The following is a 14,332-nucleotide window of genomic DNA, read 5'->3' on the forward strand; positions in this document are numbered from 1 at the left end:
GGTAGTCATGGCTGACATCGTGCTGGACAAGGTGAGCAAGAGCTTCCCGGACGGGACCGTCGCCGTGCAGGACGTCGACCTGGAGATCGCCGACGGCGAGTTCGTGATCCTGGTCGGGCCCTCCGGCTGCGGCAAGTCCACCACCCTCAACATGATCGCCGGACTGGAGGACATCAGCTCCGGTGAGCTGCGCATCGCCGGGCAGCGGGTCAACGACAAAGCCCCCCGGGACCGGGACATCGCCATGGTGTTCCAGTCGTACGCGCTGTACCCGAACATGACCGTGCGGGAGAACATGGCGTTCCCGCTGCGGCTGGCGAAGCTCGACAAGGAGACCATCAACCGCAAGGTCGACGAGGCGGCGAAGGTGCTGGAGCTGACCTCGCTGCTGGACCGCAAGCCGGCGAACCTCTCCGGTGGCCAGCGTCAGCGGGTGGCGATGGGCCGGGCGATCGTCCGTCAACCGAAGGCGTTCCTGATGGACGAGCCGCTGTCCAACCTCGACGCCAAGCTGCGGGTGCAGATGCGTACCGTGGTGTCCCGCCTGCAGAAGCAGCTCGGCACCACCACCGTCTACGTCACCCACGACCAGACCGAGGCGATGACCCTCGGCGACCGCGTGGTGATCATGCGCGGGGGCGCGGTGCAGCAGGTCGGGCCACCACAGGAGCTGTACGACCACCCGCGCAACCTCTTCGTGGCCGGCTTCATCGGCTCACCGTCGATGAACTTCCTGCACGCCGCCGTGCAGGACGGCGAGCTGCACACCGCCCTGGGCACGGTGCCGCTCGGCGACCGGGTCCGCCGGGAGCTGGAGGCGGCCGACGCGCCGCGCGAGCTGATCCTCGGCATCCGGCCCGAGCACTTCGAGGACGCCGAACTGGTCGACGACGACACCCGCCGCCGGGGCCTGGAGTTCGAGGCACCGGTGGACATCGTCGAGTCGATGGGCTCGGACAAGTACGTCTACTTCACCGTCGAGGGTGAGAAGGCCAGCGCCGCCGAGTTGGAGGAGTTGGCCGCCGACGCGGGCGGCGCCGACTTCGCCGGTGCCGGCGGCCACCTGGTCACCCGGTTGTCCGCCGAGTCCCCGGTCGCCGAGGGGCAGAGCCGAAGGGTCTGGTTCAACCTGGAGAAGATCCACCTGTTCGACCCGGGCACCGGCCGCAACCTGACCCTGCACGAGGGCCGCTCAGCGGGTGCCCTCGCCGACTGACGCCCGAGCTGGACTTGACGACCGCGCGGGGCTGGGTTGAGGTCCCGGGCCGCGCGGGGCAGGGTTTACGTCTAGAACCGCGCCGATCTTGCAGTTTCGGTTGTCGATAGGGGCGGGATACGCCTTTTGTCGCCACAGGAAGTGCAAGATCGGCGCTCGGGAGGGAGGCGCGAGGGCGTGGGCGCGGGGGCGCGGGGGCGCGGGGCGGGGGTGTTTTCTGCGGGGTGGGGCTTTGCGTGGCAGGGTTGTTGTGGGTTCGTCGTGGAGCGGGGGGCACATGAATCGACGACTGGCCGCGTTGGCCACTGCGCACGGTGTCTCCACCTGGTACGAGGACTGGCGGCACCGGCGTGTCGAGGTGGCACCGGAGACCGTGGTGGGTGTGCTGGGGTTGCTCGGCGTGGATGCCAGCAGCCCGTCCGCCGTCGACGACGCGCTCGCCGCCGCCCGTGCCGTCGACCGGAACGCCCTGCCGGAGACGATCGTGCTCACCCGCGGCCGAGGTCGGGCGCTGCCCGGCCCGGGAGTGGTGACCCTGGAGGACGGTGGTCGCCACGCGGTCGACGGTGAGCTGCCGGCGGACCTGCCGCTGGGTTGGCACCGGCTGGCCTGCGCCGGCCGCGAGGTGACGCTTGTGGTGGTGCCCCGTCGGCTGCCCGTGCCTCCGCGCACCTGGGGGTGGATGCTCCAGCTCTACGCGCTCACCTCGGAGCACTCCTGGGGCATGGGCGATCTCGGCGACCTCGCCGAGTTCACCGGGTGGGCCGGTGCCACCGGGGCGGGGCTGGTGCTGCTCAACCCGTTGCACGCGGTCGGGCCGGCGCACCCGGTGGCGACCTCCCCGTACTCGCCGGCCAGTCGACGCTTCGTCAACCCGCTCTACCTGCGGGTCAGCGACACCGCCGCGTACGGTGCGGTGGACCCGGCGACCCGTGCGGTGGTCGACGCGTTGCGTCCCGACCGGGGGCCCCTGATCGACTACGACGAGGTGTGGGCCGCCAAGCGGCACGCGCTGGAGTTGCTGCACCCGTACGCCTCGCCGGTGGATCTTGCCGCGGACCCGGCGCTGACCAGCTTCGCCACCTGGTGCGCGCTCGCCGAGCGGCACGGCAACGACTGGCGCGCGTGGCCGGCGGAGCTGCACCACCCCGACGGCCCGGCGGTCGCCGAGCAGCGTCGGCAGCTCGCCGACCGGGTCGCGTTCTACGCCTGGTTGCAACACCTCTGCGACGAGCAGTTGGACGCCGTCACGGCGGCGGCCCGCTCGGCGGGGATGCCGGTCGGTGTCGTGCACGACCTGGCCGTGGGCATCGACCCGGGCGGCGCGGACGGGTGGCAGCTCGCCGACGTGCTGGCCCAGGGTGTACGGGTCGGCGCGCCGCCGGACGACTTCAACCAGCTCGGCCAGGACTGGGGGCTCGCCGCGTGGCGTCCGGACCGGCTCGCGGCCACTGGTTACGCCGCCTACCGGGACATGCTGCGCCGCGTCCTGCGGCACGCGGGTGGCCTGCGGGTCGACCACGTCGCCGGGCTGTGGCGACTGTGGTGGGTGCCGCCGGGCGGGGGTGCGGCCGAGGGCACCTATGTGCGCTACGACGCCGAGGCGATGCTCGGCATCCTCGCGTTGGAGGCGCACCGGGCCGGCGCGGTGGTGGTCGGTGAGGATCTCGGTACGGTCCAGCCGGCGGTGACCCGAGGGTTGCGGGGGCGCAACATGCTCGGCTCGACAGTGCTGTGGTTCGCCCGCGACGAGGCCGGTGACTTCGTGGCACCGGCGCGGTGGCCCCGCAACGCGCTCGCCACGATCTCCACCCATGACCTTCCCACCGCGCCGGGTTTCCTGACCGGTGAGCACGTGCGGGTGCGCGACGAGTTGAAGCTTCTCGGCACCGACGTGGCGGTGGAGCGGGACCGCGCCGCCGCCGACCGGGAACGGCTGGTGAGCATGTTGCGCGCCGAGAACCTGCTGCCCGGGCCGATGCCGCAGCTACCGTCCGTGACTGGCGCTTCCGCGGGTGCAGAGCAAAGGACGGATGTCGAGCCAACGCTGCCCGGCGCGACCGCGACCGCAGCGACGGCTGACGACGGCGAGGTGGTGGTGGCGATGCACGCCGCGCTCGCGGCCAGCCCGACCCGGCTGCTGGGCGTCTCCCTCTACGACGTGCTGGGCGAGGTACGCCAGCCCAACATGCCGGGCACGGTGCACGAGTATCCGAACTGGCGGTTGCCGCTGCCGGCAAGCGTGGCGCAGATCCGTGCGGACCCCCGGGTGGCCCGCATCGTGGACCTGCTCAGCGCCGCCCGCCCCCGACCGAACGACCCGGCAGCGCCGAAGCAGTGACGCCGGCGGGCAGTCAGGTCTGCCAGTCGTAGCGGGCCGGCAGCCCGAGGAAGTCGGCGTAGCGCCCGAGCGCCTGCTCCACCCGGGCGCGCGCGGCGGTGTCGAGCGTGGTGAGCGGCTGGATGGTCACGGTGACGGCGGTGCGGCCGATCTTGCGTTTCCACACGCCCACCACCCGGCCGGCGCGGACCACTGTGGCCTGGAAGATGCCGTTGTTGCCCGGCACCACGGCGGCCTGGTGGGCGGGGTCGAGCATCAACGTGCGGTCCCGGTAGCCGAGCAGATACTCGTCGAAGCCGGGCAGCGCCAGCACGTCGTCCGGTGCGGCCCGTGGCGCATCGGTAAGGGCCGCGTCGCTCAGGGCCGCGTCGGCCAGCGCCGCGTCGACGTACATCGGGGTGCCGTCGACGCGTACGGTGCTCAGCGCTTCGCCGGCGGCGACCAGGCCGCGGCGGGCGTCGGTCAGCGTGAGGCCGCTCCACCCGGCGAACTCGCGGTCGGTGACGGGCCCGTGGCCGCGGACGTAGCGGTGGGCCAGCACGGCCAGTGCCTCGTCCCGCTCCAGCCGGTGCGACCGGGGCGCCCACTCGTCGAGCAGGGCGAAGGTCTGCTCGGTGCCGACGTTCGGCGCCACGCAGGTCACGCCGCGCACGCTGGCAAACCACAGCAGGTGGTAGCCGCGCTGGCCGTCGGTGCCGAGGCCGGCTGCCCGCAGGGCGGCCAGGCACTGGGCGCGGGTGAGTCGACCGCCGCCGGCCAGCGCGGTGCCGAGGACGTCCACCGCCCGGTCCGCGTCGGTCTCGGTGAGCCCGAGCTGCGCCCGCCGGGTCGCCACGCCGGCAAGCGAGCGTACGCCGGTCAGCTCCAGCATCCAGCGGGCGTCAGCGGGTGGGACGAGGTGCACGGTGCCCCGCATCGGCCAGGTGCGCAGCGCCTCGCGTCGTTCCAACGCCGCCTGCACGTCGGCGATGCCGTGACCGGGCAGCCGGGCACCCAGCGACCACAGCCCGCTGGCCAGGTCCTGTGCCTGCATCGCACCGAACCACTCGACCACGTCGGCGACGGTGTCGGGTCGGGTGCCCGGGTGTGGGCGCAGCAGGAGGCTTGTCATCCGCAGCGTGAGCGCGGCGGCGGCGCTGTGGTCGACAGGCATCGGGCGCTCCTCATCGTGGCCGGGCGGTCAGCCTAAGGTCGTCCACCGACACTCCCGCTGGTGGGAGGCGTAACGGCGGTGGTCGGGGGAAAGCGGCGGCGGAAGTACGCGCGCCGCGCGTACGGAGGGGAGCCTCATGACTGCGGCAAGCGAGCCGGCCCGGGGCGCCGGCGTGACGGCCGGGTCCCGTACCCATCGGGGGGACGCCCGCGCCAAGACGAGCGCTGCGGCGACCTTCGCCCTGGTGTTCGGGGTGGCCGGTCTGTTCAGTGTGTTGACGGCGATCCTCGCCTGGCTGGGGTTGGTGCTCGGCATCATCGGGATCATCCTGGGCATCGTCGGCCTGAAGATGGCGAGCCGACCCGGGGTCACCGGTCGTGGCGTGTCGATCGGCGGCCTGGTGCTCAGCATCCTGGCCGTGCTGATCGGGCTCGGTCTGGCTGCGGGGATCACCACGTTCGTCAACAACGAGAACGCGGTGGACCGCCTGCAGACCCAGGTCGACAAGCTACGGGACAAGATCGACTGACATTGACGCGGTGAGCGGGGGCCAGGTGTGTCGCTGGCCCCCGCCCGGACGTGGGCGTGCCGGTGCGACTGGTGCCGGGCAGGCGACCCTGCCTGCGCTACAGTCGAAGCGGATCGCCGTTCCACTAACACGAGGAGCGTCGACCGTAGGAGCGCCCCGTGAAGGAGAGTCAGTGGCGGCGACGAGCCAGTCCCCGGAGGTACCGGCCCGCGGCAGACGGGCCGACGCGCTGCGCAACCAGCAGACACTCCTCGCGGCCGCCGCCGCGGTGTTCGTCACCTCAGGTGTCGAGGCGCCGATCCGGGAGATCGCGGCCCGCGCCGGGGTCGGCATCGGAACGATCTACCGGCACTTCCCGACCCGGGCGGACCTCGTCGTCGCCGTCTACCGTCATCAGGTGGAGGCCTGCGCCGAGGCCGGCCCGACCCTGCTGGCGAACGCCGCCTCACCCCTGGCCGCCCTCCGCCAGTGGGTCGACCAGTTCACCGACTTCCTGGTGACCAAGCACGGGCTGGCCAACGCGCTGCAGTCGGACGCCAGCGGCTTCGACGCGCTGCACACCTTCTTCGTCGACCGCCTCGTGCCGGTCTGCGGGCAACTGCTCGACGCCGCCGTCGACTCGGGCGAGATCACCCCCGGCACCGGCCCCTACGAGCTGATGCGCGGCATCGGCAACCTCTGCATCGGCCGCGACAACGACCCGCGATACGACCCCCGCCGGCTCGTCGACCTGCTCCTGCGTGGTCTCCAGCGACCACGCTGACCCGGCCTCGGAGATCACAGTAGGGTGGGCCACGTGCTTCGCCAGGTCACCGCGATCCGCTACGTCACCCCGCTGCGTGAAGGCGGGTCGCTGCCGGGCGTGGTGGAGGCCGACGACCTCGGCACCTACGTGGCGAAGTTCCGGGGCGCCGGGCAGGGCCCCAAGGCGCTGATCGCCGAGGTGATCTGCGGTGAGCTGGCGCGCCGGTTGGGATTGCGGGTGCCACCGCTCGTGGTCCTCGACATCGACCCGGTCATCGGGCGGGCCGAGCCCGACCAGGAGGTGCAGGAGTTGCTGCGCAACAGCGGCGGCGCGAACCTCGGGATGGACTTCCTGCCCGGAGCGCTGGGCTTCGACCCGGTCGCGCACCCCGTCGACCCGGCGCTGGCCTCTCGGGTGCTGTGGTTCGACGCGTACGTGGAGAACGTCGACCGGAGCTGGCGCAACCCGAACCTGCTGGTATGGCACCGGGAGCTGTGGCTCATCGACCACGGCGCCTCGCTCTACTTCCACCACAACTGGCCGCGCGCCGAGGCCGCCGTGCACCGCGCCTACCGGGCCGAGGACCACGTGCTCGCCCCGTACGCCGACCGGCTCGCCGAGGCCGACAGCGACCTGGCCCCACGGGTCACCGCGGACCTGCTCACCGAGGTGCTGGCCATGGTGCCGGACGAGTGGCTGACAGCCGCCGACTTCGAGTCCGCCGACGAGGCGCGGGCCGCGTACCTCAGGCACCTGACGGCCCGGGTCGCCCGCCCGGCCGACTGGCTGCCGCAGGGGAGCGGGGCATGAGACAACCCTTCGAGTACGCGGTGATCCGGCTCGTGCCCCGCATCGAGCGCGGCGAGCAGATCAACGTCGGGGTGTTGCTCTACTGCCAGCAGCGCGACTTCCTGGCCGCGCGGACGCACCTGGACGCCGACCGGGTTCGCGCCCTGGCACCCGACGTCGACCTGCCGGCGGTGGCAGCGGTGCTCGACTCCTGGGACCGGACCTGCTCCGGCGACGGGCCGGCGACCCGGATGCGCCTCGGTGAGCGGTTCCACTGGCTGGCCGCACCGCGCAGCACGATGATCCAGACCGGGCCGGTGCACACCGGTCTCACCGGTGACCCGGCGGCCGAGCTGGACCGGCTGATGGAGACTCTGGTCCGCTGACGCGGCCTTTCCCCTGATCGCGCTACGCCAGCGTCGTTGCCGGCGGAGCGCGATCCCCCGTTCAGGTGCCCGGTGCGGGGCGGCGGCTCGATCCCACCGGCACCGATGGCATCAGGATCGCCGTCCGCGCCCGTCGTCGGGCCGGAACGACCGGGAAGTTGCGGAAAAATTGAGACGGCGGACCGACACACGGCAGTGGCGCGCGCTGTCGTTAGACCGCGTCGGCAGCGGGTAGTCGCGGGAGCTGACCCGAGACGAGAAGGGGACACTCTGATGGCTGCCCAGACCAAGGTAGCGGTGATCTACTACAGCGCCACCGGCACCACGTACCAGATGGCGCAGGCCGCGTGCGAGGCCGCCGGAGAGGCGGGTGCCGAGGTGCGGCTGCGCAAGGTGCGCGAGTTGGCGCCGGACGAGGCGATCAGATCGAACGCCGGTTGGCACGCCCACAGCCTGGAGACCCAGGACGTGCCCGAAGCGATGATCGACGACCTGTCCTGGGCCGACGTGGCGATCTTCGGCGCGCCGACCCGGTTCGGCATGATCGCCGCGCAGCTCAAGCAGTTCATCGACACCACCGGCCCGCTCTGGAGCCAAGGCACGCTCGTCAACAAGGTCTACGCCGGGTTCACCTCGTCGGGGACGGTGCACGGCGGGCAGGAGACGACCCTGACCTCACTCTTCAACGTCTTCTACCACTGGGGTGGAGTCGTGGTCGCCCCCGGTTACACCGACAGCAGCCAGTTCATCGCCGGCAACCCGTACGGCGCCTCGCACACCAGTAACAACGGGGAGATCCCCCCGGACGCGGTGGCGCTCGGGGCCTGCGCGCTCACCGCCCGTCGTGCGGTGCTGCTGGGGACCGCGCTGAAGGCGGGCCTGGCCGGCTGACCGGCGGGGCGACTGAGCGGACGAGGGCGACCGGTGGCGCGGGCGGGGGCTCTCGGCCCGTCCACACCACCGGTCCATCCAGCCCTACCCCCGGGCCGGGGCGACTATGCGCCTCCGCCTGTGGTGGTCAGCGCATCCTGGCGGTTGGCGGGCAGCAGGTCGGTCACCAGCTCGCTGAGCACGGCGAGGCCGTCCGGGCTCAGCACCGACTCGGCGTGGAACTGCACCCCGGCGAAGCCGCGCCCACGCAGGGCGTGCACGGCGCCGTCGTCCGGGTCCCGGGCCAGCTCCACCGGCCCGTACGCGGTGGCCAGCCGGTCGGTGTCGGCGCGGGCGGTGAACGTGGAGTAGAACCCGACCCGGCGGGTCCTGCCGAACAATGCGACCTCCCGTTGCAACCCCTGGTAGGGCGCCTCCCGACGGCGCAGGGTCAGCCCGAGCAGCCCGGCCAGCACCTGATGGCCGAGGCAGACCGCGAGGGTGGGACGCCCGGTCGCCAGCAGCCCGGTCAGCAGCTCGCGCAGTGCCGCCATCTTCGGCTCGTCCACGTGCCGGGGGTCGCCCGGCCCCGGGCCGGCCACCACCAGGTCGTAGTCGTCGACCGGGCCGCTCGCGTGCCACGGCCGGGTCGTCACCGCGAGACCCAACGCGCTCAGTTGGTGGGCGAGCATGCCGGTGAAGGTGTCCTCGGCGTCCACGATCAGTGCCCGGCGGCCGACCAGCCCGGGGAGTCCGGGTGCGTCAGGTGAGCGCTGGTCGAGCCAGAACCGGGCCAGCGGGGCGTTGCGCGCGGCAAGCGCGTCGCGTACCGCCGGGTCGTCGGTAAGCGGTGCGACCGGCCCGCGGTCGCCGACGGACGCCGCGGGCGCGAGGCCGAGCGCGGCCAGCACACCGGCGGCCTTGGCGTGCGTCTCGGCCACCTCGCCGGCCGTCGTCGAGTGCCGGACCAGGGTCGCGCCGACCGGCACCCGCAGCCGGCCGGTGGGGGAGATCTCGGCGGTGCGGATCAGGATCGGGGCGTCGAGCGTCTGCCGGCCGGCCTGGTCGTGGCCGAGCAGCGCCAGGACGCCCCCGTAGTAGCCCCGGCCCCGGCGCTCGTGGCGGGCGATCACCCGGCAGGCGTTCTCGATCGGGCTGCCCGTCACGGTGGGGGCGAACATCGTCTCGCGCAGCACCTCCCGGGCGTCACGGGTGCCCCGCCCGGCGAGCAGGTACTCGGTGTGCGCCAGGTGCGACATCTCCTTGAGGTACGGCCCGATCACCTGGCCGCCGTGCTCGGCGACGGTGGCCATCATCTTCAGCTCCTCGTCGAGCACCATGTACAGCTCTTCGATCTCCTTCGGGTCGGCGAGGAAGCGCAGCAGGTCCGCCCGGTCGGCGACGCCGCCGGGGCAGCGGAAGGTGCCGCTGATCGGGTTCATCAGCACCAGCCCGTCGTCGACGCTGACGTGCCGCTCCGGGCTGGCACCGACAAGCGTGCGGGTGCCGGTGTGCACCACGAACGTCCAGTACGCGCCGCGCTCGGCGACGAGCAGCCGGCGCAGCGCGGCCAGCGCGGCCCCCAGCGGTGAGCCCTGCACGCGGGCGTGCAGGGAGCGGTGGATGACGAAGTTCGCGCCCTCGCCGCGGCCGATCTCCTCGGACAGCACCCGCTGCACGGTCCGCGCGTACTCCTCGTCGCTGACGTCGAAGCCGACGTCGACGGTGTGCACCGGCTCGTCGGGCAGCGCGGCGAGAACGTCGGAGAGTGGGATCCGCTGGTGCTCGCGGACCTGGAGGAACTCCAGCGGGGCGCCGTCGTCGACGCACGCGAAGCCGCGTTCGGTGATCTGCCGGTACGGCACCACGGCCAGTGTCCGTGCCCCGGGCGGGCCGGACGGCAGCGGAAGGTCGGTGAGCGCCTCGACGGTGTCGACCGGGCCGGTGAACAGGTCCAGGTCGTCGGCGCCGTCGCGGCGCAGCAGCGCGAAGGGGCCGGGGTCGACGCCGTCGGCGACGGCGGCGAGCAGGTCGGTCAGGTGGGTCATCGGAGTCTCCGTCGGGGTCGGTGCCGCCGTCGGGCGGCCCTGCGACCGGGAGATCCGGCGACCGCCTCGATGGCGGCCGCGTGGGTGGAGCTACGCGCGGGAGATGGCCGCCGGGTCGGCGGGCCACCAACTGGTCAGGTGCGCGAGCATGTGATCCACCCTACGCGCCCGTCGCCCGCCTGACACGGGGTAACTTGACCGGCGATGAACATTCTCGCGCTCGACCTGGGCACCTCCTCGGTACGCGGGCTGGTGCTGGACGCGGACGCCCAGCCGCTGCCCGGCGCCCTGGCCCGTCGCAAGGTCGACCTGGCCATGGGCGACGACGGCAGCGGCACGCTGTCGGGTCGGGACTACCTGGCGAGCCTGGTCGAGTGCCTGGACGAGCTGGCCGAGGCGGGGCACCTGCACGACGTCGGCTTGGTGGCGGTCTCCGCCCAGTGGCACTCGGTGCTTCCCCTGGACCGTGCCGGCGCCCCGCTGGGCCCGGTGGTCACCTGGCTGGACACCCGGCCCGCCCCGGTCGGGGGCACCGCCGGGCCGGCCGACCCGGACAGCTTCCACCAGCGCACCGGCTGCTGGTGGCACCGTTCGTACTGGTCCATGCGGTTGCCGTGGTTGCGGGAGCAGTCCGGCACGCCGATCGCCAGGTTCGTGGGTCTGCCCGAGTACGTGCTTGGCGAGTTGCTCGACACCGCGCCGATGTCGATCTCCCAGGCGTCCGGGACCGGCCTGTTGGACCTGCGCACGCTGCGGTGGGACGAGGAGGCGCTGGCGCTTGCCGAGGTGCGGGCGGAGGAGCTGCCGACCCTCGGTGAGCTGCACGGGCACGGGCGGCTGCGGGTCGACCTGGCTCGTCGGTGGCCGCAGTTGGCGCAGGCCCGGTGGTCCCCGCCGGTCGGTGACGGTGGGGCGTCGAACGTCGGCTCGGGCTGCGTCGACCCGAGCCGGGCCGCGGTCACCGTGGGCACCTCCGCGGCGGTACGGCTGATGCAGCGGATCCCGGCGGGCGAGCCGATGCCCCGTCTGCCCGAGCGGTTGTGGCGTTACCGGGTCGACCACGACCACGTGGTGACCGGGGCCGCGTACGCCAACGGGGGCAACCTGTTCGCCTGGGCGAACCGGGAGCTGCGGTTGCCCCGGGGCGCCGAGCTGGACGCGGCGTTGGCGCTGGTGCCGGCGGGCGGTGGCCGACCGGCGGACCCCCGCTTCGGCGGCGACCGGGCGCCCGGGCTGGTGCCGGCGGGCAGCGGTGAGCTGCGCGGTCTCAGCTTCGGCACCACCGCGGTCGACATCCTGGCCGGGCTGATGCAGGGGCTGTGTGACCTGGTGGCCGACGATCTCAGGGTGCTGGAGTCCACCATCGACAAACCGGTCGGTGTGGTGCTCGGCGGTGGGGCGGTGGCCGCGTCGGTGTGGTGGCGGCAGGCGTTCGCCACCGTGCTCGCACCGCGGCCGGTGTCGCATCAGCGCAACCCGGAAATCGGCGCCACCGGGGCCGCGTTGGTGGCGTTGGGGCGCTTCGGTGACGCGATCGAGCTCGCCGGCATCGGCCGGACGGACGAGCTTGTTTTACCGACCACGGCAGGACGTTCGCACCCGCAGTATCCTTCCTGAACCCCAGCCTCGCCCGGGCCGTTGACAGCGGTACCGAGCCTGGTTGGATGGACTGCGCTCCCCCGACCGCGGTGGACGCGGTAGGACGGAGGAGGCAGGGTGGCGGCAGGTCCCGACCCGGCGAACGGCGCGGTGTCGAACCATCGCCGGCGTCGCTTCGATGTCCGAGTTGTTCCGCATCGACGGCGGTCGCCGTTCCGGCTGCGCGACTGGCGGATGAGCACGAAGCTCGCCACCGTGCTCGTGGTGCCGTCGATGGCGTTCCTCCTGCTCGCCGGAGTGCAGACCAGCACCCTGGTGGGGCGGACGACGGCGTTGAACGACTTCTCCAGTCAGGTCGGCATCGGCCGGCAGATCACCGCGGCGGTGCACCAGCTCCAGCAGGAGCGGGACCGCTCGGCGGGGGAGTTGGCCGAGCTGCGTAAGGGTGGTGACCGGCAGACCACCGCGAACGACCTGAAGCCGTTGCAGGCGGCCACGGACAGGGCCATCGTGGACCTCAGTCGGGCCGCCGAGCCGTTGGCGGACGCGGACGCGTCCTGGCGGGTCGCCTTCTCCGAGGCGTTGGAGACGTACGACCAGGTGGTCGACATCCGCTCGGCGATTCCGCCGGCGGTGCTCAGCAACGAGACCATCCTGGGCAACTACAACCGGGCCGTCGGGTCGTTGCTGGATCTGCTCGCCGAGCCGAAGCCGGGCCAGAACCAGCCGGCGTTGAACGACGCGGTGCTGCGCTACGTCCAGTTGGCCCGGGTCAAGGAGCTCTCCTCGCGGGTGGGGGCCCAGCTCTACGCCGCCTCCCGTGCCGGCGGGTACGGCACCGAGGACCGGGTGGTCCTCGCCGACCTGCGCGGTCAGCAGCTGACCGCGCTCGGCGCGTTCCGGGTGGCCGCGACGAGCGCGCAGATCCAACGCTACGACGAGACCTCGGTGTCGCCGATGTTCCTGGTCGCCACCGGGTTGGAGGAGCGCAGCCTGTCCTCTGGTGGCGCGTCGCCCCAGGTGCTGCCGTCGGAGCAGTGGTGGTCGGCCAGCCAGCAGCGTCAGGAGTTGCTGCGCCAGCTTGAGGCGGGCGTGCTCGACGACGCCGTGCGGCAGGCCGAGGAGGCCAGCGATGATCAGCTGCGGACGACGCTGCTGGTCGTCGGTGGGGTCGCCACCGTCCTGCTGGCCGCGCTGCTGATCTCGTTGCTGATCGGGCGGTCGGTGGCCCGGTCGATGCGGCGGCTGCGCAGTCAGGCGCTGCGCATCGCCCAGGTCGAGTTGCCGGACGCGCTGGACCGCCTGAAGACCGTGACCGGTGGTGTACCCCGGATCGAGGTCGCGCCGGCGGTGGTCCGCTCGCTCGACGAGATCGGCGAGTTGGCCGAGGCGTTCGTGGCGGTGCACCGCAGCGCGGTCACGGTCGCCGTCGAGCAGGCGCTGATGCGGCGCAACGTCAACGCGATGTTCGTCAACCTGGCCCGCCGCAGCCAGGTGCTGGTGGAGCGCCAGTTGGAGTTGCTCGACGACCTGGAGCGCGAGGAGAGCGACCCGGACCAGCTTGAGAACCTGTTCAAGCTCGACCACCTGGCCGCCCGGATGCGTCGTAACGACGAGAGTCTGCTGGTGCTCGCCGGCACCGACTCCACCCGACGGTGGAACCGGCCGGTCGGCCTCGGTGCGGTGCTGCTGGCAGCCGCGGCCGAGATCGAGCAGTACCAGCGGGTCCGCAACGAGTCGGTGGCCGACGTGTACGTGGTCGGGCACGCCGTGGGTGAGTTGGTGCACCTGCTCGCCGAGCTGCTGGAGAACGCCACTGCCTTCTCCCGCCCGGACACCGTGGTGGTGGTGACCGCCCGGGTCGAGGCGGAGGCCCCGCTGATCGAGATCGTCGACCGTGGTCTGGGCATGAGCCCGGCGGCTCTGGTGCAGGCGAACGAGGTGCTTGCCAGTCCGCCGGCCGCGGACGTCGCGGCGGTGGAGCGGATGGGTCTCTTCGTGGTCAGCCACCTGGCGGCCCGGTTGGGCGTACGGGTGTGGTTGGCCGGCGGCGAGGACGGTCTGGTCGCCCGGCTCTCCCTGCCGGCGGAGTTGCTGGCGCCGGCGGGCACCGTGGAGCTGGACGCGCCCCCGTCGGCGCGGATGCTGGCGGCCACTGCGGCGCGCGGGGTGGCGTCGCCGTCCGGTGCGCTGCGGCAGTCCGCTGCCCCGTTGCCGGCCGGACTGGTGCGGGACCTGCCGGTGGCCGGCCGGCCGCCGGGCGTCGGTGTGCCGCGTCAGGGCCGCCCGGTGCCGGTGCGCGCCGAGGACGTGTTGAACCCGCCCGCCGCTCGTGGTGCCGGCGGGGGCTGGTATTCGCGGCAGGGCCCGGCCGCGCCGGTGGTGCCCGCACCGGCGGCGCCGCCGAGCATCCCGGTGACGGCCGGCACCAATGAGCGGGGGTTGCCGGTGCGGGTGCCCATGGCGCAGTTGAGCGCGGTCACCCGTTCGGCACAACCGATGACGGCACCAACCCGCACCGACCCGGACCCGGAGGCGGTCGGCGGCATGCTCTCGCGGCTCTACAGCGGGGTACGGCGCGCCGAGGCTGAGGACACCACCGAGATACCCGTGCCACCGTCCGGGGGGCACGACGAAGGGGGACGACGACAGTGAC

Annotated in this window: 11 protein-coding genes; 9 read left to right on the forward strand and 2 right to left on the reverse strand. The window is 72.8% G+C overall.

Annotation, left to right across the window (positions count from 1 at the left end; translation table 11 throughout):
• The first annotated feature begins 7 nt into the window (after positions 1-7).
• Both ugpC and malQ read left to right on the forward strand, forming a co-directional pair.
• Entirely contained in the window at positions 8-1,216 is a 1,209-nt protein-coding gene (ugpC, locus tag AB0C15_RS00225; protein ID WP_357347048.1) for a sn-glycerol-3-phosphate ABC transporter ATP-binding protein UgpC, read from the forward strand.
• Positions 1,217-1,493: 277 nt separating this feature from the next.
• On the forward strand, positions 1,494-3,557 hold the full coding sequence (malQ, locus tag AB0C15_RS00230) for a 4-alpha-glucanotransferase (protein ID WP_357347050.1): 2,064 nt from the start codon (positions 1,494-1,496) through the stop codon (positions 3,555-3,557).
• Between the two features lie 13 nt (positions 3,558-3,570).
• Here malQ and AB0C15_RS00235 read toward each other — a convergent pair whose 3' ends face one another.
• Positions 3,571-4,710 (reverse strand): winged helix DNA-binding domain-containing protein, encoded by a 1,140-nt coding sequence (locus AB0C15_RS00235; protein ID WP_357347052.1) that lies wholly within the window; start codon positions 4,708-4,710, stop codon positions 3,571-3,573.
• Between the two features lie 136 nt (positions 4,711-4,846).
• Between AB0C15_RS00235 and AB0C15_RS00240 the strand changes: the two genes are divergently transcribed.
• From AB0C15_RS00240 to wrbA, 5 genes are all read left to right on the forward strand, one after another.
• Positions 4,847-5,239: a hypothetical protein gene (locus AB0C15_RS00240; protein WP_357347054.1), complete on the forward strand. Its 393-nt coding sequence runs from the start codon at positions 4,847-4,849 to the stop codon at positions 5,237-5,239.
• A gap of 172 nt (positions 5,240-5,411) precedes the next feature.
• Positions 5,412-6,002 carry a TetR/AcrR family transcriptional regulator gene (locus AB0C15_RS00245; RefSeq protein ID WP_357347056.1) on the forward strand — a complete coding sequence of 197 codons (591 nt, stop codon included), beginning with the start codon at positions 5,412-5,414 and terminating at the stop codon, positions 6,000-6,002.
• A 33-nt stretch (positions 6,003-6,035) separates the two neighbouring features.
• Entirely contained in the window at positions 6,036-6,794 is a 759-nt protein-coding gene (locus AB0C15_RS00250; protein ID WP_357347058.1) for a HipA family kinase, read from the forward strand.
• A complete protein-coding gene (locus AB0C15_RS00255; RefSeq protein WP_357347060.1) occupies positions 6,791-7,159 on the forward strand; it encodes a DUF3037 domain-containing protein in 369 nt (122 codons plus the stop codon). The genes AB0C15_RS00250 and AB0C15_RS00255 overlap by 4 nt, the downstream gene beginning before the upstream one ends.
• A 273-nt stretch (positions 7,160-7,432) precedes the next feature.
• Positions 7,433-8,050 carry an NAD(P)H:quinone oxidoreductase gene (gene wrbA / locus AB0C15_RS00260; RefSeq protein ID WP_355008396.1) on the forward strand — a complete coding sequence of 206 codons (618 nt, stop codon included), beginning with the start codon at positions 7,433-7,435 and terminating at the stop codon, positions 8,048-8,050.
• Between the two features lie 104 nt (positions 8,051-8,154).
• Here wrbA and AB0C15_RS00265 read toward each other — a convergent pair whose 3' ends face one another.
• A complete protein-coding gene (locus AB0C15_RS00265; protein ID WP_357347063.1) occupies positions 8,155-10,077 on the reverse strand; it encodes an anthranilate synthase family protein in 1,923 nt (640 codons plus the stop codon).
• Between the two features lie 204 nt (positions 10,078-10,281).
• Between AB0C15_RS00265 and AB0C15_RS00270 the strand changes: the two genes are divergently transcribed.
• On the forward strand, positions 10,282-11,694 hold the full coding sequence (locus AB0C15_RS00270) for an FGGY family carbohydrate kinase (RefSeq protein ID WP_357347065.1): 1,413 nt from the start codon (positions 10,282-10,284) through the stop codon (positions 11,692-11,694).
• A 99-nt stretch (positions 11,695-11,793) separates the two neighbouring features.
• Positions 11,794-14,331, forward strand: a complete 2,538-nt coding sequence (locus AB0C15_RS00275) for a nitrate- and nitrite sensing domain-containing protein (protein WP_357347067.1) — start codon at positions 11,794-11,796, stop codon at positions 14,329-14,331.
• Position 14,332: the final 1 nt, after the last annotated feature.

Origin of the sequence: Micromonospora sp. NPDC048835 (genome assembly GCF_040649995.1) — a bacterium.
In the GTDB taxonomy this organism is placed as follows: Bacteria; Actinomycetota; Actinomycetes; order Mycobacteriales; family Micromonosporaceae; genus Micromonospora.